Source organism: Pseudoalteromonas arctica A 37-1-2 (assembly GCF_000238395.3).
Classification (GTDB): Bacteria; Pseudomonadota; Gammaproteobacteria; order Enterobacterales; family Alteromonadaceae; genus Pseudoalteromonas; species Pseudoalteromonas arctica.
In genome coordinates, this window is sequence record NZ_CP011026.1 from 411,099 (window position 1) to 433,122 (window position 22,024).

Below are 22,024 nucleotides of genomic sequence, written 5' to 3' on the forward strand. Positions count from 1 at the left end.
CGCGCCGCAATTTAATCGCCCCTAGATTGAACAAATCTCAATCCACAAAGATCAACACGCCCTAAATAAAAATTGAGACGTTTATTTATGCGGGATTTGTTGAGCATATAGGCATGCAGGGCATGCCTATAACGTGTGTTTATTTGTTAAAATTGATATTTAGCACCCAGCGTTGCCGTTGTGCCTAATCCTTTAATATTGTATCCACCGTAGGTGTATGCCTGTGCGCGGGCTGGGTAGTAGTCACTATTGAATAGGTTTTCTATTCCAAAATAACCACTCCATTGAGCGTTAACATTGTATTGGCCACTTAAGTTAAATGTATTGTAGCTACTAACAGGGCCCTGATCGCCAGAGTATTGGCCTTGTGCATTTTTATCAAAGCGCTTTCTGTCGCCTACATATAAAAAGCTCATTGCAAGCGATAGCTCGTCATTTGTTTGCCACGTTACATTCGCTGTTGCTTTAGGTGGGCTAATTTGACTTGCGCCTAGATAGTCATCAGCTTCGGTGTTTTTACCTTCTACGTAACTGTATGTGGCGCTTAATTTAAGGTCTTGGGTAATAGTGTAGTTAACTAACCCTTCGTAACCCCATATTTCTTGTGGTGCACGCACAGGTTCGTAAACACCCGTTATTTCATTATACTCATTACTTGTACCAAGCTCTGAGGTACTTCTGTAAAGAGCAAATTCAAAACGCACGTTTTCAAACTGTGAGGTAAAACCAACTTCGTAATTGTCGATTATTGAGGCTTGTGTTTGAATAAGTGCAATATCGTCAACGGTTGCTGCGCGAAGTAGGCGACCAATATCAGAAATATCAGAGCCCTGTGAGTAACTAAAGAACGGGCTAAAGGCATCTGTTAAGTTATATTTAATACCGGCATTATAGGTTGTTGCATCGTAATTAATGGTGTCGCCACGCACATTTAATGGTACTGAACATTGCGATGCGGTTTTGCAAAGTTTTAGCGTTTGGTAGTCACTTACGCTCAAATCAATGCTTTCGTTTCTTACACCCGCTTTTACAATAATGTCGTCGTTTATTACCCATTTTGTTTGTAAAAAGCCTGCCACACTTTCCATGTCCATTTCTGGCACCCACACACGGCCATCTACTAAAGGTTGCGATGTTTTATCGTTTAAGGCATCAATACCGTAGATTAGGGTGGCTGTTACGTTTTCAAAATCAAACTGACTATTAAATGTAGCTCTGGCACCTTGCTTGTCTGATTTAATAACCGATTGACCACCGCTATAACCTTCATCAAGATTGGCTAAAGCGGTTGAGAAAAAGAATACGTTTTCTATATTTTGTTTATACAGATCGAGGGTCATTTGTGTGTTTTCAAACAACGCGTAATCAACATATTTTAGGGTTATATTTTCGTTGCCTTCTGGGCCTTGCGGTTTACCTTGTTTTTGAAGCTCTAAGGGGACGTGTATAGCGTATGTTTTTTCCCCTATATTGCCATCGCCAGTAACATCGCCTAAATCAGTTTTTTGCTGTGAGCTGTAAAAGTTATAGCTAAACTGCAGTTGCTTTTCGTCGTCAAAATCATAAGTTAGTTTGGTAAAATAGTTTTGAGTTTCAGAGTCAGATAAACCATATTGTAAGCCTAAAATATCGCCCTCTGCATCGCGTTGTACGCCGTTTTCTTCATAACTTGCCGTTAACAGGTAGCTTAGTTTGTCGAGCTTTCCGTTTACTGCGGCCGCTATTCTACCGCCGCCACTTTCTGCTAATTTAACAGCGCTAAAGCGGCTTGAAATACTTATTTCACCTTCAGGTTTTCCATCACTGCGAGCCTGTTTTGTTATGTAGTTAATAATGCCACCTGAGGCACCATTACCATAAATAGACGTTGCCCCTTTTATGACTTCAATGCGCGCTATGGCACTTGCATCAAGCGTTTTTACGCCTAAAGAACCATTACGAAGAGGGGTTGATTGCGGTACACCATCAATCATTATTAATGGCGCGCGGCCGCGTAGTGTTTGTCCTGAATTACTTGAACTGCCAGTATTGGGAGCAAGGCCAGGAACCATTTGCGCGAGTAAACTTCCCAGCTCTGAGCTTACTTTTAAATGCTGTTGTATTTGTTGCTGATTAATAACGGTAATCGAGGCAGGTACTTCGTCAATGTTCTCTGATATGCGGCTGCCAGATACAATGACATGCTCTAACTGATCAGAAGTGTATTCATTTTTATTATTTTCATTTGCTAACGTGTTAGTACTGATTGCAACAGCAATAAGGCAAAGCGAAGTTTTTAACATGGGGTGTCTTAGTTGATAATAATTTACGTAATGGTAATTATTATCAACTAATGACGCAAGTGTTAATGAGATTTATTTCCATTTATGGCGTTTTAACCAAAAATATACACCGCTTACAATAAAAAATGCGAGTGAAAGGGCTATTAATAACCATAAAAACTGCACAATAGGACCTGCAAAATCACCAATGTGAAACTTATACTTAAAGTTCCATGCTTGTGTTGTAAAGTTGGTTTTACTGGCGTCAAATGAGTTTAATACTTTACCAGTAAATGGGTTAGTCCAAACCCAACTGTAAGCGTGGCTTTCGCCAGGGTTTTGCATTCTCAGTGCAATTACTTCGTCATCCTTTTTAGGTAAGTAAATTCTATATACTTTGCCATCTGGAAATACGTTCTCTGCATTTTTAATTGCTTGATTGTAGTTTAACGCAGCTTGAGAAGGGGCTATTATTTTTGGCGCTTCAGGTCTTTGTTCTACTTTATTAAACGTTACAAATTCTAATACAGATTGAGTTTGTGTTTTCCAGTTAAATGCCATACCAGTAAAGGCAATAAGCATAAGGGGTATAAAAAAGTAAACACCAAGCACTGTATGTAATTGATACATGAGCACTCTAAATTTGGCTTTTGGTTTTATAGCTAAACGTTTAACTCTGTTTTTGGGCTTTACCCATAAATAAAAGCCGAGTAATACATTTATTAAAAGTAGCAATGCACACACCGACATCCAATTTCGAAAGGTTTTTTCACCCTTACTGTTTTCAAACAACAGCCAGCGATGCAATCCCATCGCAAACCCATAAATAGTATCTGTTGATTCATAGACGTTTAGTACACTCCCAGAGTAGGGATTAACACTGGCGTAATGTTTATTGGCTAACCTAAATTGCCATGCGGCGTTTGGCGCTTGCTCTGGCATAAAAAAAGTGATTTTTTGCTTAGTTTGAGCTTGTACATTTTGTATAAGTTCATCGTAAGGCATTAAATTTTCTTGTGGTGTTACTTGCCATTTTGCAGGCTCTATTAAGTGCTGTATATCTTTTGCATAAATCATAACAGCACCGGTTAAGCTCACTATTAATAAAAATAGTCCGCTAATAAGGGCAAGGCCTAAATGAATTCTACGTAACCAAAGTTTCAAAAACGGTATCTCATTATGAGTTAATGGCAATATTGTAAATGATAATACGAGCTGTTTTCAATTAAATAGTTATGTATTTGGTTTAGCTTGTTATTAAGAACATTAAATTGGGCTTTAATTTGCGATTGGTCGGATTTCTATTATGCAATTTTCGATATTAAAATTGTCGTGTAAAAAGCTTTTTATTGTTGGCAAATTAATTAAGTGCTGAGTGCTAATAACAAGCTCACAATAATTTTCTTTATCATCTAGTTGCCAAAGCTTAATGCTAACTACCGATTCGATATTAAATTCATTGCTAATAGCATGTGATATTGCGTGTGTATCAATGTTGCTAGGCGCTGCTTGCATTAAAATTTTGCAGCTTTGCTTTAATAGTAAAATGCCATGATAAATTACATACACAGAAATAAGCACAGTGGCAATTAAATCAACAATATACCATTGGTATAAAATAATTAAGGTGCCTGCAATAATAACAACAATAGATGCCATTGCATCTGATACGTTATGAATAAAGGCCGCTTTTATATTTATACTGTGATTTGCTCCCGCTCGGTAGGTTAAAAATGCGGTTGCTAAATCAATTACCAACGCTATTGCTGCCACCCACACAACTATCCAGCCATTAATTGGTTGAGGGTTTAAATAGCTCGAAATGGCTTCAAAAATTAAATACACGCCAATTAATATTAATGTACTGCTATTAAAAAGTGTGGCAAGTATTTCAGCGCGTTTATAGCCAAAATGATGAGTGCCGTCAGCAGGCTTATTACCAACTTTACGTGCAACCAAGGCTATAAATATAGCGGCAGCATCACTTAAATTATGAAGGGCATCGGCTATAAGTGACAAGCTGCCCGAAAATATCCCGCCAATAACTTGGGCTACGGTTAGCAATACATTAATAACCACAGCGACGGTGAGCTGTTTATTGCTTTGGTTTTCGTCTACATGACTATGTGAGTGATCGTGCGCCATAATGCCCTCAAACGCATTGATTAAATACTGCTTATATCACGAGGAGTTTAAAACAGCTACAGAAGTTGTAGCGTAAGCAAGTGTAATTATAAGTTAGTAATAAAGGCGTATTTTTTAAAAAATGTGAATTTAAGATTGTAACGCTAAATACCCAGTTTTTAAGGAGTTTACCGCTCAAAACTTGCGTCTTTATATATTTAGTGCATTAATGTAAGTAATATTAAATGATTATAAGTTGCTGGATATTAAGCATGGACAAAGGTTTAAACTTTGGTGAATTAACAGGTAAAGGACAGTCTGTTCGAAGTAAGTTAATTATAACCTTTATAATTATAGCCTTAGGGCCACTTTGTATACTTACGTGGTTTAGTCTTGAACATGTAAATAGCACGCTTAAACAAAATGCAGACACTGAACTTAACGAGCTTAATAATATAGGTAAGCAATTTGCTGATATTTGGTTTACAGACCATGTTAAAGATTTATATTTGCTTAGATCACAATTTGATATCAGCCCCAATAAAAAGCAAAAATTAATTAATCAATTTATTGAGCAGTATGATTTTGTTAATCATGTAGAGCTTATTGATGTAAACCTCGTTAATTCACTACCTTCATCACCTTTTTTAAATGTTATTGAAGAGCCGCGCTTTAATAACATACGTTCTGGGATTATAAATACAGGTAAAATCCAATTCCAGTCAATGACTGCCTCAGGGCGTGAATATCATATTATTGGCTTACCGATATTAAATGATGAAAATAAGCTACAAGCAATATTGCTTGCAGATATAAATTTAAATGGCTTATTAAATAATCTAAGTAAAATACACGCTGCTAATAAAGACATAACATTTTATGTTATGCACAATAATAAAATTCAAAAAAGTAATATTTCAGACGATACCCAACCATCATTTTTCTCTCAAAATGGCTCACCAATACAACGTGTTTTTTCTTATATTGATAAAAATGAAGTCACTTTATATGGGTATATTAATTCATTAGAGTTTTTAAATGAGTCTGGCTGGCAGCTACTTGTATCAAAACCAAAAGAAGTCGCACTACAAGGTGCTAATTATTATAAGCAGCTCGCTGTATTAACTAATTCAGGTGCCTTACTGCTGATATTAACGTTGTCGTGGTGGTTTGGTCGCCGGCTGTCTCAGCCTTTAATTAACTTAGCTAAAATTGTCGAAAATATTACAAAAGGCGATTTAGTTAAAGTTCCAATAATAAACGATAGCATTGAATTTAATCAGCTTTCATTAGGCTTACGTAAGTTAGTAGCCGTAAAAGAAGAACAACAAAGTATATTACAAAAACAACGTTCGGCACTTCAAATTGCGTTAAAACAATTAGCAGAACAAAAAAGTGCATTAGATGAACATGCCATTGTTGCGGTAACTGACTTACATGGCACTATTACTTTTGTAAATAAGAAATTTTGTGAGATCAGTGGTTTCGACGAACATGAATTAATAGGCGAAAACCATCGCCTTTTAAATTCAGGTAAACACGAAAAAGAATTCTTTAAAAATATGTACAAAACGCTTAAACGCGGTGATGTATGGAACGGGCAAATCTGTAATAAAGCTAAAAATGGTGGTTTTTATTGGGTAGATACCACCATTGCACCATTTTTAGATGAAAACGGTATACCACAAAACTATATTGCTATTCGTACCGACATTACAGCGCTTAAGTTACAAGAGCTAGAGCTTGAACAGCACAAAACACAGCTACAACTAGTGATTGACTCAACAGCAGTGGGTATTTGGGATTGGTACATTGATACTAAAAATGTGACATTTAATAACCGCTGGGCCGAGATTATAGGTTACAAGCTCAGTGATATTGAACCTTGTACTATAGATACTTGGTATACCTACGCTCACCCTGATGATTTAGCTATGTCGGAGAAAAAACTTCAAGCGTATTTTTCCGGCGAGACTGACTATTATGTTAGTGAAGCCCGCATGAAGCATAAAAATGGACATTGGATTTGGGTTCTCGATACTGCAAAAATAGTTGAGTGGAATACCGATGGCTCTCCAAAACGCATGATCGGTACGCATTTAGATATATCAGATCGAAAATCTACAGAGCTTGAGCTACAAGGAAGTCGAGACAGATTTGCATCTTTGGTATCAAATATCCCCGGCATAATTTATAGATGTAAGTTTGATGACAAATTAAGCATGCTTTACATGAGCGAGCAAGCGAGTGAAATAACCGGTTATTCACCCGGTGAGTTGATACACAATGAAGACCTTTGCTTCTTTGATTTAATATGTGAAGACGATTCTCAAAAAATCAAAGATGAAATTATCCGTTGTGTTAGCGCTAAGCAGTCATGGTCTGTTGAGTATAGAATTAAAGCCCGCGATGGCTCTTTGCATTGGGTAAACGAAAAAGGCCAAGCGATTTACGCAGATGATGGCAATATATTGTATTTAGATGGATTTATTTTAGATATTACAGAACGTTACAATACACAATTAAAAATAAGCCGTCAGCAAAGCCTGCTTGAATCAATGAGTAAGCAAGGACAGATTGGTGCATGGGAGATGGACCTAGATGCGCATACTCTTTATTGGTCTGATGAAGTTAAAGTTATCCACGAAGTACCAGAGGGATTTGAGCCGAGGATAGATACTGCTATTGATTTTTATAAACCAGGAATACACCGAGACACTATAAGTACCTTATTTGAATGCGCTGTGACTTTAGGTGAAAGCTGGAGTGTAGAGCTTATTATTTTGACCTATTCGGGACAAGAACGTTGGGTTAAATCGATGGGCCAAGCAGAGCTTAAAGATGGTAAATGCGTACGTGTTTTTGGCTCATTTCAAAGTATTGATGCACATAAGCGCCTTGAACTCGAAAGCGAAAAAGCAAACCGCTATAACAAAAATTTAGCCGCGCTTACAGTCGCACCTGAAGTGCAAAATAGTGATGTAGAGCAAGTTAAAAAGCTAGCCGTTAAATCTATGTGCGAAGTGCTAAATGTTGCACGTGCGTCGGTATGGATTTTTAACGATCAACGAGATGTAATGACGTGTCATAGTTTATACATAGATGGACAAGGGTTTGTAGATACAGATGCTGTTTTAACTGCTAAAGACTACCCTGCATATTATAGCGCCATTTATAAGCAAAACTTAGTAGCCATTGATGATGTTTATACGCACCCAGCAACTGTTGATTTTATAGAAGCGTATACAAAGCCATTAAATATTAAATCGATGCTTGATGCAGTAATAGCAACTGGTGATGGTAATTTAGGTATTTTGTGCGCTGAAACGGTAGGCGAACATCACAATTGGACGCAAAGTGAAGAAACGTATCTTCGATCATTGGCTACTTTAGTGGGAAGTACTTTAATTTCTCAGCAACGAAAAGTAATCAGTGAGGAGTTAAAAGTAGCCCTTGTAAAAGCAGAAGATGCAGCCATTGCGAAGAGCCAATTTTTAGCAACCATGAGCCATGAAATAAGAACGCCAATGAATGGTGTACTCGGTATGCTAGAACTTGTTCAATTAGAGTCACTCTCTAAACCAATAGAAACAAAAGTAGGTATAGCCAAAACAAGTGCGCATTCTTTATTGGGTGTAATTAACGATATTTTAGATTTCTCTAAAGCCGAAGCGGGTAAAATCGAACTTGAAGAGATTAACTTTAATGGACGTGATTTAATTGGCGAAGTTGCTGCCGCACAAGCATTGACTGCTCAAGAAAAAGGTATAGAAATAATTTTAGATTTGGTAGCGCTAGAGCCTTCGCAGTTATGCGGAGATCCTGGGCGCATTCGACAAGTACTTACTAATTTGCTGAGTAACGCCGTTAAGTTTACGAGTAAGGGCGAGGTTGTGGTAAGCGCCAAAATTAATAAAGTGGCTCAAGGTTTAGAATTTGTTGCAAGTATAAAAGATTCAGGCATAGGAATAAGTGAAGAAAAGCAACAGCAGTTATTTACCCCTTTTTCTCAGGTAGATGCATCAACAACGCGTGAATACGGGGGCAGTGGCTTAGGGCTGGCTATTTGTAAGCAGCTTTGTGAGTTAATGGGAGGAGCAATTTCTCTTACAAGTGAAGCAGGTAAAGGGAGTACCTTTACCGCCACTATAATGTTAACTCCGGGAGATCAAAAAGAGCGTTATATTCCTAATATTAATATGGAAGAGCTAACAGTTTTAGTTGTTGACGATAACGAGACAAATCGAATTGTAATTTCACAACAGCTTGAACATTGGGGCGCTAAGGTTGCACTCGCATGTGATGCACATGAAGCACTTGATATGTGCGCGCAGCAATATAAAGATAAAAGTTGCATGTACGACATTGCAGTGCTTGATATGCAAATGCCAGGAATGGATGGCATAGAGTTGTGTAAAGCACTAAAAGCACATGAACATTATAAATCAATGCCACTTGTAATGATGACTAGTATTGCAGGTATGGAAGGCGCGCAGCGTTATTCTGATGCTGGCTTTCAGGCATATTTTCCTAAACCAGTAACCACTGCCGATTTAATTTCTGCACTGTCGGTTATAACGAGTAATGATGCAGGCGAGACGCTCCCACTTGTTACGTCAGGCTATATTTCGTCACTTAAAAAAGAAAAGATGCAGGAGTTTTCCCAAATACTACTGGTGGAAGATAATCCAATTAACCAACAGGTGGCTAAATTAATGCTCAAAAAGCTTAATTGTGACGTTACTATTGCTGGGAATGGCCAATTAGCGATTGATATATTAGAAGCGCATGATTCAGGATACTTTAAGCTCGTACTTATGGATTGCCAAATGCCTGTTATGGATGGTTTTGCAGCAACCGCTGCTATTCGTAAAGGCGTGGCGGGCATACAGCATAAAAACATTAAAATAATCGCTATCACCGCAAATGCAATGAACTCAGATAAAGAGCGTTGTATAACAGCTGGAATGGATGACTACTTGAGTAAACCTATTCAATTAGATATTTTAAAAGATAAATTAGAGCAGTATATTTAAGGTAAAAATACAATGAGCCAACCCGTTATAATACGTGATGCAAAACCAAGTGACGCAAAAACAATTTTGCACTTTATTACCGAACTTGCCATATATGAAAAAGAACCTGATGCAGTAAAAACAGACGAGCAGGCAATTTTAGATACTCTGTTTAGTGAAGGTGCAACTGCGCACAGCATAATTTGTTTAGAAGGTAATGAGCCAATTGGTTTTGCGGTATATTTTTATAATTACTCTACCTGGTTAGGTAAAAATGGCCTATACCTTGAAGATTTATACGTAAGCCCAGATAGCCGTGGCAATGGCGCAGGTAAAGCCATTATGAAGCACTTAGCTAATAAGGCGATTAGTAATAACTGTGGGCGTTTTGAATGGGTAGTGCTTGATTGGAATAAACCCGCTATCGATTTTTACAATAGCATTGGTGCAAAGCCTCAAAACGAATGGATTATATATCGCTTAACAGGGCAGGAATTATTAGACTTCGCTAAGTAGTTAATGAAAATCATTTGCATTTAGTTTTGTGGGTGTGTAAGTTAAATACACACTCATAAATAAACGTGCAGATGATTATATGATCTCAAGTCAAAAACAACCCCACTCAGATTTACTTTATCTTGATCAAGCATTAAGCCCTTGGCAGTCGAATATAATGCAAGGTAATTATGCATTTGAACAAGGTGCACTTCTCGAAGCCCGCGATAAATACTTATTAGCTAAAACACTTGCAGATCATCTTCTTCAGCAGTTTTTATATGCTCAGATTAATAACACTGTCATTCATGCTATTGAGCACTGTATACCCGCACTTGTTGTTGCGTCGCATAATTTAGCTGATACCTATATAGCTATGCAACAGCCTGAAAATGCATGCAAATGGCTATGCGAAGTACACTTAACACTCTCTTCATTAATTAAGCATACTCATTACGATATACAAAAAGTGAGTAAGCATCATTACATTAAAACTTCCTCTGAACTTGTATCATTTGCAAGACGCTATCATTTTTTACCTGAGCTAATAGAGCAAGTGAATTTTTGCTTATGCTCTAAAGACTCAACAAACAGCCTGCTACATTAAAATAAAGGAGTAATTTATGGCGTTTACATTGCCAGCACTTGATTATGAATATGATGCGCTTGAGCCTCATTTAGACCGCAAAACTATGCATATTCACCACACATTGCATCATCAAACGTATATCAATAAAGCCAATGCTGCTTTAGCAGATACTGTATATGCAACCGCAAATGCTGAAAAATTACTTAAGGGAATAAACAGCCTGCCTAGTAATTTGCAAAAAGCAGTACAAGAGCATGTAGGAGGGCATTTTAATCACAGCTTATTTTGGCAAGTAATGAGCCCACAAGGAGGAGGTGAACCTGAAGGTATTGTGGCTCAGATTATAAATGAGCAACTAGGCAGTTTTGATAAATTTAAAGACCAATTTACAGCTGCGGCAATTAGCCAATTTGGTAGTGGTTGGGCGTGGTTATGTGTAACGCCGGATGAAAAGTTGATTGTAGAAAATAGTGCTAATCAAGATTGCCCTTTAATGCAGGGAAATATCCCTATTTTGGGACTTGATGTATGGGAGCATGCCTATTATTTGAAGTATCAAAATAAGCGTCCTGACTATATTGCTGCATTTTATAATGTAATTAATTGGCAAGAAGTACAAAATCGCTATTTATTGGCTATTGGTTGAGTGCCGAATATGGCTAGTAATACAGTTTTTTTTGTATAAGCTAGGCTTTATTAGGTTAACTTATAGAGCCGTTTATGGACACTTCACATTGGCAAAAAGCACGTCAGAGTCGCGATCCTCGTTTTGACGGGCTTTTTTACGTAGCGGTAAAAAGTACCGGTATTTATTGCAGACCTATTTGCCCAGCTCCTACCGCACACGAAAAAAACGTCACGTATTATCAGTTTGCCCATAACGCGGCGCAAGATGGTTTTAGACCCTGCATTCGTTGCAGGCCCGATAGTGCCCCTGGCAGCGCAGCATGGCAGGGTACAAAAACGACTGCACTTAGAGCAAAACAGTTAATAGATCAAAATGACGAGCACGACTGCGAAAAATTAGCAGCTCGTTTAGGTGTAAGTAGTCGTTATTTAAGACAGTTGTTTAAGCAGTATTTTGGCGTGTCGATTACGCAATATCGATTATTTAACCAATGTCACTTTGCTAAAAAGCTGATTCAAGAAACACATTTACCCCTTACCGAAATAGCGTTTTCCGCAGGTTTTAAAAGCATTAGGCGCTTTAATGATGCATTTTTACAGCAGTTAAATATAGCTCCCTCGAAGCTGCGCAGTGGCGATAAAAAACCAACGTCAACACTCACTTTAACCCTGCCATTTAGGCCGCCTTATAATTGGCCTGCTTTGCAGGGCTTTTTACAACGGCGCTTGATAAAACCAATGGAGTGGATAACACAAACGAGCTACGGACGTACTTTTGCAAGTGAGGAATATAAAGGAAGCTTTACCGCTGAATTTATAGCGAGTAAAAACCACTTTAGTGTATCTATCAATATAGACAATACGGTGTACTTACAACCTGTTATAAATAATATACGCCGTGTTCTTGATTTAGATGCCGATATTAATTTAATTGAAACGCATTTAAGCGCCAATATAAACAATGCGTTTACAGTGTGTGAAGGGCTCAGACTTCCAGGGATTTGGTCAAGTTTTGAAGCCGGTATAAGGGCGGTACTCGGACAACAAGTGAGTGTTACTGCGGCGCATAATTTAGTAACAAAGTTAGTTGATGAATTAGGCGAAAAAGAGGGCGATGCCGTTTATTTTCCTACGGCTAAAATTGTTGCTAATAGTGATTTTGCATTTTTTAAAATGCCACAAGCACGCAAAAATGCGCTACACAACTTAGCCCAGTTTTGTGCACTAAATCCTGAAAATGACGATTTAGACGAATGGCTTAATTTAAAGGGAATTGGTCCTTGGACGGTAAATTATGCAAAGTTGCGAGGGCAAAGCCAGCCCGATATATTACTTGATGGCGACTTAGGTGTTAAAAAAGCTCAAGCGGCGGCAAACCCTTTCGTACCTACTAACAGCGCTCCTTTTCGCTCTTACTTAACTTTTCAACTTTGGCAGCAATTATAATGATCATTCAAACATCCATTTCGAGCCCTATAGACGACATAATTATTCAAGCGACCGAGAAAGGCGTGAGTTACGTTGGGTTTTATCCACCAGTTGAACACCCTTATACGCCATTTGAGCAAGTTACTAACAAGGCGGTGCTTATTTGTGCTGCGCAGTTAAATGAGTACTTTGCAAAAAAACGCACTACTTTTGATGTACCACTTGATACAAACGGTACGGTATTTCAACAAAGCGTATGGCAAGCACTATTAACGGTACCTTTTGGACAGTCGCAAACATACGGCTATATTGCAAACCAACTCAATAATCCAAAAGCAGTGAGGGCAGTAGGCGCTGCGAATGGTAAAAATCCGATTAGTATTATAGTGCCTTGCCACCGAATTATTGGCGCAAATGCAAAGTTAACGGGCTATGCTGGTGGGCTTGATAGGAAACTTTGGTTGCTGAAACACGAAGGATTAATGTAAATTAATTTAACGAATATTTTGTATGTTTAGTTCTACATACTACACTGTAGATTTAGTTTATAAATAAAAATCACTATGAAAATTAGAACGTTACTTTATATTTTTGTTTTGAAGTGTATTGTTTTTTGCGATGGCGTTACGGCCAAAGAATTACTTTTTTGTTATGAAGATAAAAACGCAGCACCACTATTTTTAGGTGTTGATAAGGCTATACCTATTGATCAACCTGATGCCTCAGTTGAGGTTTTAAGTTTATTAGATAAAGCGATTGATGGTGTTGAGATTAAGTTTGTTAGAAAACCATGGCGTAGATGCTTAAGCGATTTAGAATTTAATCGAGTTAATGCTGTTATTGCCAGTTACCGCAAAGGACGAGAAAACGTTGCTGTTTACCCTGTTGATCAGCAAGGTAAGTTACAAGATGACTATGCAGTAAGTGAATTTAGTAGCTGCCTTATAGGGCGTTATAAATTTCATAAAGAATGGGAGACTCGCGAAGTATTTCAAAATAAAGCATTTACGATAGCTATTCCTAATGGCTATGGACTAAATAGCGCGTTGAAAGAAGAACCATTTTTTATTCATAATACGTTTTCTAAAAGCAAAGCTTTTGAGTTGTTAGATAAGGGGGTAGTGCAGGCGAGCGTTGATCTATGCCAAGTAGATGGCTTAAAAGTGTCGAGTTATCCGTATGAGGGTAATAATGTTAAACCTATTTATCCCCCTTACGAAACCAGCCATGATTACCTTGTATTTTCAAAAAAATTCTATGAAGAAAATAATGCTCTAAGCTTGCAAATGTGGCAGTGGTTATCAAAATTTGAAAGTGCACCTGTGTATATTAAATACTTACAAACACCTAAATAACCTCATTAAATTCGCGTTTGTAAATTGGTATTAATTTAATATTAAGGTAGCATAAGCGCACTTTTTATAAAATGGCACCACAATGGCTCAATTATACTTTTACTACTCTGCAATGAATGCAGGTAAATCAACCACGTTATTACAATCTGCATTTAATTATAAAGAACGTGGCATGGAACCTGTGATCCTTACTGCTGCCATTGATGATAGACAAGGCGTGGGTAAAGTATCGTCTCGTATTGGCTTGCAAGCAGATGCGCATGTATTTGATGCTAGCAAAGATGTTTTTGATCTTATTCAATCACTCAATAATGAAAAAAAACGCCATTGTGTGTTAGTTGACGAGTGCCAATTTTTATCAAAAGAACAAGTAATGCAATTAACCGATGTGGTTGATGAATTAGGTATACCGGTATTGTGTTATGGCTTGCGTAACGACTTTAGAGGCGAGCTATTTATAGGGTCGCAATATTTGCTTGCGTGGGCTGATAAGTTAGTTGAGCTTAAAACTGTATGCCACTGTGGACGTAAAGCAAACCATGTACTGCGTACCGATGAAAATGGTGAAGCAATAGCCGATGGTAACCAAGTAGAAATTGGCGGCAATGACCGATACGTTTCGGTATGCCGCAAACATTATAAAGCCGCGTTAAATATGGGCCGACAAAGCATTTAAAAATGTATCAATATCTTCGCGCGTAATATCTAAATGCGTTACTAGCCTAAGCTGCTTGCTTGGGCTAAATAGTATACCTTGTTGTTTAAGTGCCTCAGCAATCTCTTCAATGTTTATACTGCTAGTGTATGTTGCGTAAACCATATTAGTGGTGTTACTCATATCTACAGTAAAGCCACTGATTTCACTTAATTGTTGAGCCAAATAGCGTGCATTTTCATGATCGTCTTTTAAGCGCTCTACATTGTGCTCAAGTGCAAACTGCCCGGCAGCTGCAAGCATTCCGGCTTGGCGCATACCGCCACCAAGTACTTTTCTCCATCGTCTTGCTTTATTAATAAGTGCTGGTGAGCCTAATAATAAAGAGCCTACGGGCGCCCCCAAACCTTTAGATAAACAAATAGAAATTGAGTCAAAGTGCTTTGTGATTTCAGTGATATCAACATTTAGCTCAACAGCGGCATTAAAAGCACGTGCGCCGTCTAAGTGCAGCGCTAAATTATACGTATTAACAAAGTCACGAGCTTGGGCTAAGTACTCAAGCGGGAGCACTTTTCCGCCTATGGTATTTTCTAAGCTAAGTAATCGCGTGTTTGCAAAATGGCAATCGTCTGGTTTTATTGCTGCAGCTATTTTACTGAAGGGGATGCTACCATCGGCTTCATTTTCAATAGGCTGTGGTTGCACAGACCCTAAAACAGCTGCTCCGCCACCCTCAAACTTATAATTGTGAGCATTTTGGCCACAAATGTATTCGTCACCTCGCTCACAATGCGCCATTATTGCAAGTAAATTGGCTTGTGTACCTGAGCTACAATAAAGTGCGGCTTTAAAGTTAAAACGCTTACACGCATAGGCTTCTAGTTGGTTAACGCTTTCATCATCACCGTATACATCGTCACCAACCGGTGCGTTGTACATAATATCGCGCATTGTGTTTGTTGGTTTTGTAACTGTATCAGAGCGAAAATCTATCATGATTGCCTTATCCTTTTTATTGTTTTTAATAAAATTGGTATTAATCAAGCTCGCTACAAATTTGCTCACGAGTGTCTTTATCAAAGTAAGTCCATGCAATAAAGCGGCTGATTTTTTGACCTTGTGCCATATCAACTATTTTATATTGTGCTATTGGGTGGGCTTTTAATACTTCTTCAAGAGCTGCAATATTATCTTTTTTGGATACTAACGACGTAAACCACAGTACTTGCTCTGCAAAGTCTTCGCTCTCTTTAATCATGTTAGAGATAAACTGTACTTCACCGCCTTCACACCATAATTCATTATTATGACCACCAAAATTAAGTGCGCTACTGGGTGTTTTTCCTAGGTTTTTCCACTTCCGTTCACTGCCTTTACTTGCCTCTTCTTCGCTTGCATGAAACGGAGGGTTACAGAGCGTTAAATGATATAGATCTTTTTGATTTACAACGCCTTTAAAAATATGTGATGCGTTTTTTTGTTGTTTTAGGGTTATTTTTAAATTATTAAACTGAGCAATTTGCTTTGCTATTTTTACCGAAGCTGCATCAATATCAGTCCCTGTAAAATGCCACTTATATTCACTTGTACCAGTAAGCGGATAAACTAAGTTAGCGCCAGTGCCAATATCAAGCACTTTAATTTGCTTACCTAAAGGTATTTGTTGTTGATTATCATCACTTAATAAGTCAGCTAAGTAATGAATATAGTCAACACGCCCAGGTATAGGTGGACATAAATTGTGCTCAGGAATATCCCAAAAATCAATATTATAATGTGCTTTTAAAAGAGCTTGATTGAGTGTTTTAACGGCTTTGTTATCACTAAAATCAATACTTTTAGTACCTGCAGGTGTGGTTATAACAAAAGGCAGTAGAGCAGGGTGCTCTGTTGTTAATAAATCGAAGTCGTACCCATTTTTATGTAGGTTACGAGGGTGTAGTTTTGAACGTGTATTATTTTCTTTCATGGCTTCATTTTAACAACAGATATGATGTGGTGATTGTAACAAATGCTGATGAGTAAAGTGCAGACATTTCCTTTGGTATATTTAATATTGCTGGTAGGATGAGTTGAAAATAATAAAAAGGAATAACTGTGGCGATTTCTCAGCAATCAATAATTATTAATTTAGACGCTCACCAAACACTTCATTTACGTCGAATCAGCGATGATAATCAGCAAGGGCCTGTCGTATTTTTTATGCATGGAGCTGTAGAAAACGGTAAAATTTTTTACACCCATTCTAATAAAGGGCTTGCCCCTTTTTTGGCTGAGCATGGGTATAGATGTTATGTGGCTGATTTACGTGGACGAGGTGATAGTAAGCCAATTATTTCGAGCGAGTCCGAATATGGACAAACTGAGTCTATCCTAGAAGACATCCCTACCTTTATTAAGCAAATAGAGTTGATTGAAGGCAAGAAGCCTGACTACTGGGTCGCTCACTCTTGGGGCGGGGTATTGATGAACAGCGCGTTTGCACGTTTTCCAGAATATATTAATGATGTAAAAGCGTGTGTGTATTTTGGCTCTAAGCGTTCTTTATTTAATAACCATCCTCAAAAATTATTACAAGCCAATTTAATTTGGTATTTTATGGCACCTTTACTTGCTAAAAAACACGGCTATTTAAATGCTAAAGGCTATAAGTGGGGAAGCGATAACGAAACTCAAAAGTCGCATTATCAAAGTATGCAATGGGCTAAAAAGAAGCCATGGATAGATTCTGATGATAATTTTGATTATGCAAAAGCGCTAAACAATCTGCATTTACCGCCAACGCTTCATATTGCTGCGGTAAAAGATAAAGCATTAGCGCAACCAATCGATATTCAAAAGTTTATGGACGAATCAGGGCCTGGCATTCAACAAATGCGAATTTACGGTCGTAAACACGGGCATAATTTTGATTACGATCATATTAATATGCTTACCCACCCAAGTGCGCGTGATGATCAATTTAAAGATTTACTTAATTGGTTTAAAGCACATCCGATTAATTCTCATCAAGTAACTTTAAAAGAGGTGTTTTGTAACGCTCCCACTTAGCGATTGCGGCGTTATTAATAGGTTGGCGAATAGCATGTTTACTCAAGGTCGTTACCGGTGCTTTTTGTTTATAAAACGCTAAGCAGCGCTCTTCAAAACTACAGTTTAAAAAACCAAGTAACTGCGTTAGCTGCTCTTTTGGGTTACTCACTAAATCTTCGTAACTGACATCATAAATTGGCATACCTTTAAAGGAGTGCCAATGGCTCATCAGTTTTTCATACACACTATGGTAAAGCTTAAACTCAGGTAGTGAGCAAAAATAAGGCTCGTTTTCAGCAAAGTAATTAGTGAAAATAGAAAACGCTGTAGCATTAAAATTACGACTTAAGTTTATAAATTTGGCATTTGGAAATAGGATATATATTAGTCCGAGCGACTGATAATTACTCGGCAGTTTATTTATTATAAAAGGTCTGATGGGCGATGCTGTTTTTAATGTTGTGATATAAAGCTCGCGGGCTTTTTTGATTAAGTCAGGCGTTAAATGTGCTAAACATTGCGGGTAAGCAACTCCCGTTTTTTGTTCGATAAAAGCAACCGCGTTATTACTAATACTCGTACTTTCTCCTAGGCTCGAAAACTGACTATGGCTTGCCAACATTTGCTCCAGGAGGGTAGAGCCACTACGAGGCATACCAATAATAAAGACAGGCGTAATATTACCTGTAAATTTTTTATCGGCAGAGGCAATAAATTCCTCGGTGTTGTATTTTATTATTTCATCGTAAAAAGGGATTAAATCTTTAGTGCTAAATTCACTTAATTTTCTTTGTAATTTATTCGCCAATATAAAATAATTAAATGCTTGCTCGGTATCTTCAAGTGCATCGTAACTGTTTGCTAATGCGTAGTAACACACCATTTTTAAACGTAAATTGCTCGTTTGAGTTAATAAGTGGTGCAAATTACTTACATAATTATGTTCTTTATCAAAGCGGCCTAACTGCACAAGTTCAAATAAAATATAGGCTGTAACAGGGTATACCCCAATACTGAGTGCATGGGCAAAGGTTGTATGGGCTTTATCTAACTCGCCATGTGTTAAATAGTGCTGTGCTAAATAATAATGAGGTTCTGGGTTATGACTTGCTAATTTTTTTGCGTATTCGAGCACCGTTAACGCATCGTTTGGCGAATTAACACCGTTAAATGCATCAGCAAGGGCATGTAATGGTTCAAGCATATGAGGCATGCGCTCACACGCTTTTTGGAGTAAGTACACGGCAGCGTCATAACGCTCTAATCGTAGGGCAATTCTGCCTAAGCCAAATAAAGCTTCACCATTTTCGGGATTACTATTTAATAGCGTTTTAAAATGAAACTCAGCTTCTTTGAGTTTATTTTGTTGCAGTAGTTGGTTGGCTTTATTAAGTAGCATAGTTATACCAATTTTATTAAAAAAACAATCATTCTATCGCATTAAATAGCGTACTCACTGCGTTAAAAATTATTCATATAGAGCAACTATATATCATAGTTTTCGCCTTGTTATTACGCTATTTTCTGAGCGCTATAATAGAACACTTATTCAATGCAATTGGTATTGTTCATTATTATTTTTATTAACTATAAAATTAAAAAGGCGAAATGTCTTTAACATTTCGCCTTTGGTTCTTCATGAAAATAGTTTAAAAAGTATATGTTGCTTTAGCGTAGTAAAAGCCACCGTTAATACCAAACGGAGATGTTTCGTAGAACTGACCACCCCAGTTGTTATTAGGGATACCCGTTGCATCTGCAAAATCAAGTTTTTCAGCATCTTGGTCGAATAAGTTTTGAGCGCCTACAGAGAAGCTAACTGATTCATTTAAGAAGTAAGTTACTTCAGCATCAATAGTGACTGCAGCATCTGCTGTTTTAGCTGTTGCATCATAATCAACGTGAACACCTTGGTATTCGCCGTAGTAGTTTGCACGAGCAAATGCAGAAACTGATTCCCATTGTTGAGACAATGTGAACGTTGCACGATGGTTAGGTAAATCTTCTTCTAAGCGTTTAACTTTAAACGCACCTGTAATCTCACTAAATTGAGTTACTTCAGTATCATTCCAGTTATAAGCAAGACTAAATGTAGAGCTACCGCCCATTAGTTCAGCAGTATAGTTTGCAACTAAATCGATACCTTGAGTTGTTGTATCAAAGTCATTTGTAAAAAAGCTTACCTGAGCAAGACCTTGTACATTAGGAACTCCAGCGGCTGTAAGTGTATCTTTATCTGCTTGGCTTAAGTTGATTTTATCTGATTGGCTAATACGGTCATCTACTTGAATGTTGTAGTAATCAAGCGTTAAAAATAACTCGCCGATTGTGTATACAGCACCAAGTGTATAGCTTTGTGATTCTTCCGGCTCAAGCTCTGTACCACCTAATTGCACTGCAATAGGGTTTGTTGGTGGAAGAAGCGCTGAATCTTGTAATACACCGCTGTCTAAGCTTGTTTGTACGTTACTTACGTTAGCTTGACCAACTGTAGGTGCACGGAAACCGCTACTTACAGAACCACGAATATTTAAATCTTCAGTTAAATGGTATTGAGCCATTACTTTGTAGTTAGTTGTAGTACCAAAGCTGTCGTAGTCTTCAAAGCGAAGCGCTACGCCCATTAAGAAATCTTCAGTAAATGGTGCTTCAACATCAACATACGCTGCATAGTTACGACGAGAAAACTCACCTGCTTGTGATGGTTTAAAACCAGGGAAGCCGTTAGAGCCAATACCAAAACCTTGTGCTGTTAAAGGGCCTGCTGTGTAAGATTCTTCATCACCAGAAATGATAGTGAATGTTTCTTCATGCCATTCAAAACCACCGGCAATGTTTACATCATAAGCTAAACCAAAGTCGACACCCTTTGATAAATCAAAGTTAAAGTTTTTTTCTAGCTGTTCATATTTACCCGGACTGAAGTCACGTGGCGTATCTGCACCTAAAGAAGCATTAACCGTGTCATAGATGAAGTAACGTGATTCATTTAAACCCACAGTACCGCTTAAGTCATAGTAAGTATCTTTTAAGAAACCACCAGTGAATCGCCCTTTAGTACCAATAGTTAAAGAAGTATCAGTAATGTTGCCGCCAAAGTTAGGTGTAAAGCCACCTGGAAGCGTTTCGTTAAAGGCAAAACAATCTGGGTTGTTCGCTACACCATTTATATAAGCAGGATCATCTAATACGTTGCCATCTGTTATTGCAATAGTAGGACAGTTAGCGCTCATATCAGGTGTTAAATCTGCAACAAGTAGTGTTTCGCCACCATCATTTGAGTAAACGCCAGAACGTGTTTGCGGGTTACGGTAGTAAAAGCCACCACGTACATCACGTTCAGAGTAATTACCAAACATGTAAAATTCAGAATCGTTTGTTAGCTCTAAACCTACGTTACCAAAAATTGTAATATCGTCGTTTACTTCTGGTGCGCCCCATACTTGTGCAAGAGAAGATACATCAGGAACACCGGCAGCTGAAAGTGCTGCGGCATCGGCACGTTGAACTGAGCGGCTTGTTGCATCAGCTGTTTTATATTGAAAGCTTAAATTAGCAAAGCCATTGTCGGTAAACGGTAAACCCACGTTACCCGACACTTGTGTTGTATCGCCATCACCTTCATAAAATTGACCATGGCGGATTTCTAATTTGCCACCTTCAGAAGCGTCTTTTAGTTGGAAGTTCATTACACCGGCTATTGCATCAGAACCATATTGTGCAGCTGCGCCATCACGAAGTACTTCTACTTGTTTAATAGCAATGCTTGGAATAACTGAAATATCTGCGCCTTGCGCGCCATCGTTAATACCACCGCCTAAAAATGCAATTACAGAAGCACGATGACGACGTTTGCCGTTTAAAAGAACCAATGTGCTGTCTGATGGTAAACCACGTAAGTTAGCTGGGCGAACAAGAGAGGCCGCATCGCTAATAGGATTTTGATGTACGTTAAAAGATGGCACTGCACCTTTTAATAGCTCAAGCATGTCGGTATTGCCTGATCTTTCTAATTCTTCGCCACCAATAATATCAATTGGCACTGGTGAGTCACCGATTGAACGTGGAGCTGAGCGCGTACCTACTACGGCAATTTTCTCTACGTTTTTGTTTACTTTAGTTTGTTGTTGCTCGTCTGCTGCAATAGCAGAACCCGAAAAAAACAACCCTGCAGTGGTTGTAGCTAAAGCAAATTTGATTGCTTGGTTTAGCGCATTATTTTTTAATTTCATTCTAATTTTCCCCAGTTAGAATAATTCTTATTTTTGATGCTAATTTCACATCATTTATTTTTAACTTAATTTTTTGTTTCACATAAGTTTGAGGGTTTAGCTCAAAAGCCTAATCAATTAAGCTTACTTTTTGTGAAGTCCTATTTACAGACTATAGGTAAAAAACGGGAAGGGCAATTACTAATTAACCATTTGATAACAAAAAGA

16 protein-coding genes are annotated in these 22,024 nt (G+C 38.0%); 9 read left to right on the forward strand and 7 right to left on the reverse strand.

The features are described from left to right. Positions 1 to 146 precede the first annotated feature (146 nt). The 3 genes from PARC_RS19335 to PARC_RS19345 all read right to left on the reverse strand — a co-directional run bounded on the left by PARC_RS19335 (position 147) and on the right by PARC_RS19345 (position 4,406). Positions 147 to 2,282, reverse strand: a complete 2,136-nt coding sequence (locus PARC_RS19335; protein WP_010554006.1) for a TonB-dependent receptor — start codon at positions 2,280 to 2,282, stop codon at positions 147 to 149. A gap of 72 nt (positions 2,283 to 2,354) precedes the next feature. Beyond that, entirely contained in the window at positions 2,355 to 3,425 is a 1,071-nt protein-coding gene (locus PARC_RS19340; protein ID WP_010554005.1) for a PepSY-associated TM helix domain-containing protein, read from the reverse strand. A gap of 114 nt (positions 3,426 to 3,539) precedes the next feature. After that, on the reverse strand, positions 3,540 to 4,406 hold the full coding sequence (locus tag PARC_RS19345) for a cation diffusion facilitator family transporter (protein ID WP_010554004.1): 867 nt from the start codon (positions 4,404 to 4,406) through the stop codon (positions 3,540 to 3,542). Between the two features lie 251 nt (positions 4,407 to 4,657). Here PARC_RS19345 and PARC_RS19350 point away from each other — a divergent pair, with 251 nt between their 5' ends. The 8 genes from PARC_RS19350 to PARC_RS19385 all read left to right on the forward strand — a co-directional run bounded on the left by PARC_RS19350 (position 4,658) and on the right by PARC_RS19385 (position 14,570). After that, positions 4,658 to 9,421, forward strand: coding sequence for a PAS domain-containing protein (locus PARC_RS19350; protein ID WP_010554003.1), 4,764 nt, complete (start codon positions 4,658 to 4,660; stop codon positions 9,419 to 9,421). A gap of 12 nt (positions 9,422 to 9,433) precedes the next feature. Then, a complete protein-coding gene (locus PARC_RS19355; protein WP_010554002.1) occupies positions 9,434 to 9,916 on the forward strand; it encodes a GNAT family N-acetyltransferase in 483 nt (160 codons plus the stop codon). A gap of 79 nt (positions 9,917 to 9,995) precedes the next feature. Next, positions 9,996 to 10,502, forward strand: coding sequence for a DUF2753 family protein (locus PARC_RS19360; RefSeq protein ID WP_007582333.1), 507 nt, complete (start codon positions 9,996 to 9,998; stop codon positions 10,500 to 10,502). Positions 10,503 to 10,518: 16 nt separating this feature from the next. Continuing rightward, positions 10,519 to 11,130: a superoxide dismutase gene (locus PARC_RS19365; protein WP_010554001.1), complete on the forward strand. Its 612-nt coding sequence runs from the start codon at positions 10,519 to 10,521 to the stop codon at positions 11,128 to 11,130. A gap of 74 nt (positions 11,131 to 11,204) precedes the next feature. After that, complete coding sequence (locus tag PARC_RS19370; RefSeq protein ID WP_010554000.1) at positions 11,205 to 12,557, forward strand: DNA-3-methyladenine glycosylase 2 family protein; 1,353 nt, start codon at positions 11,205 to 11,207, stop codon at positions 12,555 to 12,557. After that, positions 12,557 to 13,027 carry a methylated-DNA--[protein]-cysteine S-methyltransferase gene (locus PARC_RS19375; protein ID WP_010553999.1) on the forward strand — a complete coding sequence of 157 codons (471 nt, stop codon included), beginning with the start codon at positions 12,557 to 12,559 and terminating at the stop codon, positions 13,025 to 13,027. The genes PARC_RS19370 and PARC_RS19375 overlap by 1 nt, the downstream gene beginning before the upstream one ends. Before the next feature lie 75 nt (positions 13,028 to 13,102). Continuing rightward, complete coding sequence (locus PARC_RS19380; protein WP_010553998.1) at positions 13,103 to 13,894, forward strand: amino acid ABC transporter substrate-binding protein; 792 nt, start codon at positions 13,103 to 13,105, stop codon at positions 13,892 to 13,894. A gap of 82 nt (positions 13,895 to 13,976) precedes the next feature. Continuing rightward, complete coding sequence (locus tag PARC_RS19385) at positions 13,977 to 14,570, forward strand: thymidine kinase (RefSeq protein ID WP_010553997.1); 594 nt, start codon at positions 13,977 to 13,979, stop codon at positions 14,568 to 14,570. On the opposite strand, the gene ltaE is transcribed toward PARC_RS19385, so the two are convergent. After that, the gene (gene ltaE, locus PARC_RS19390; protein WP_010553996.1) at positions 14,544 to 15,548 is read right to left on the reverse strand and encodes a low-specificity L-threonine aldolase; all 1,005 of its coding nucleotides are present in this window, start codon (positions 15,546 to 15,548) and stop codon (positions 14,544 to 14,546) included. The two genes, PARC_RS19385 and ltaE, sit on opposite strands and share 27 nt — an antisense overlap. A gap of 40 nt (positions 15,549 to 15,588) precedes the next feature. Beyond that, on the reverse strand, positions 15,589 to 16,521 hold the full coding sequence (gene rlmF / locus PARC_RS19395; RefSeq protein WP_010553995.1) for a 23S rRNA (adenine(1618)-N(6))-methyltransferase RlmF: 933 nt from the start codon (positions 16,519 to 16,521) through the stop codon (positions 15,589 to 15,591). Between the two features lie 128 nt (positions 16,522 to 16,649). Here rlmF and PARC_RS19400 point away from each other — a divergent pair, with 128 nt between their 5' ends. Beyond that, positions 16,650 to 17,603, forward strand: a complete 954-nt coding sequence (locus PARC_RS19400) for an alpha/beta fold hydrolase (RefSeq protein ID WP_010553994.1) — start codon at positions 16,650 to 16,652, stop codon at positions 17,601 to 17,603. Here PARC_RS19400 and PARC_RS19405 read toward each other — a convergent pair. Both PARC_RS19405 and PARC_RS19410 read right to left on the reverse strand, forming a co-directional pair. Continuing rightward, the gene (locus PARC_RS19405) at positions 17,551 to 18,984 is read right to left on the reverse strand and encodes a tetratricopeptide repeat-containing sulfotransferase family protein (RefSeq protein ID WP_010553993.1); all 1,434 of its coding nucleotides are present in this window, start codon (positions 18,982 to 18,984) and stop codon (positions 17,551 to 17,553) included. The two genes, PARC_RS19400 and PARC_RS19405, sit on opposite strands and share 53 nt — an antisense overlap. Positions 18,985 to 19,234: 250 nt before the next feature. Then, positions 19,235 to 21,817, reverse strand: a complete 2,583-nt coding sequence (locus PARC_RS19410) for a TonB-dependent receptor plug domain-containing protein (protein ID WP_010553992.1) — start codon at positions 21,815 to 21,817, stop codon at positions 19,235 to 19,237. Between the last annotated feature and the right edge of the window lie 207 nt (positions 21,818 to 22,024).

Bases quoted from the DNA above. Each gene is read 5' to 3' on its own strand.
- PARC_RS19350 (WP_010554003.1), top strand. From the start codon at position 4,658: ATGGACAAAGGTTTAAACTTTGGTGAATTAACAGGTAAAGGACAGTCT.
- PARC_RS19345 (WP_010554004.1), bottom strand. From the start codon at position 4,406: ATGGCGCACGATCACTCACATAGTCATGTAGACGAAAACCAAAGCAAT.
- PARC_RS19335 (WP_010554006.1), bottom strand. From the start codon at position 2,282: ATGTTAAAAACTTCGCTTTGCCTTATTGCTGTTGCAATCAGTACTAAC.
- ltaE (WP_010553996.1), bottom strand. From the start codon at position 15,548: ATGATAGATTTTCGCTCTGATACAGTTACAAAACCAACAAACACAATG.
- PARC_RS19385 (WP_010553997.1), top strand. From the start codon at position 13,977: ATGGCTCAATTATACTTTTACTACTCTGCAATGAATGCAGGTAAATCA.
- PARC_RS19410 (WP_010553992.1), bottom strand. From the start codon at position 21,817: ATGAAATTAAAAAATAATGCGCTAAACCAAGCAATCAAATTTGCTTTA.
- PARC_RS19380 (WP_010553998.1), top strand. From the start codon at position 13,103: ATGAAAATTAGAACGTTACTTTATATTTTTGTTTTGAAGTGTATTGTT.
- PARC_RS19375 (WP_010553999.1), top strand. From the start codon at position 12,557: ATGATCATTCAAACATCCATTTCGAGCCCTATAGACGACATAATTATT.
- PARC_RS19360 (WP_007582333.1), top strand. From the start codon at position 9,996: ATGATCTCAAGTCAAAAACAACCCCACTCAGATTTACTTTATCTTGAT.
- PARC_RS19365 (WP_010554001.1), top strand. From the start codon at position 10,519: ATGGCGTTTACATTGCCAGCACTTGATTATGAATATGATGCGCTTGAG.
- rlmF (WP_010553995.1), bottom strand. From the start codon at position 16,521: ATGAAAGAAAATAATACACGTTCAAAACTACACCCTCGTAACCTACAT.
- PARC_RS19405 (WP_010553993.1), bottom strand. From the start codon at position 18,984: ATGCTACTTAATAAAGCCAACCAACTACTGCAACAAAATAAACTCAAA.
- PARC_RS19355 (WP_010554002.1), top strand. From the start codon at position 9,434: ATGAGCCAACCCGTTATAATACGTGATGCAAAACCAAGTGACGCAAAA.
- PARC_RS19370 (WP_010554000.1), top strand. From the start codon at position 11,205: ATGGACACTTCACATTGGCAAAAAGCACGTCAGAGTCGCGATCCTCGT.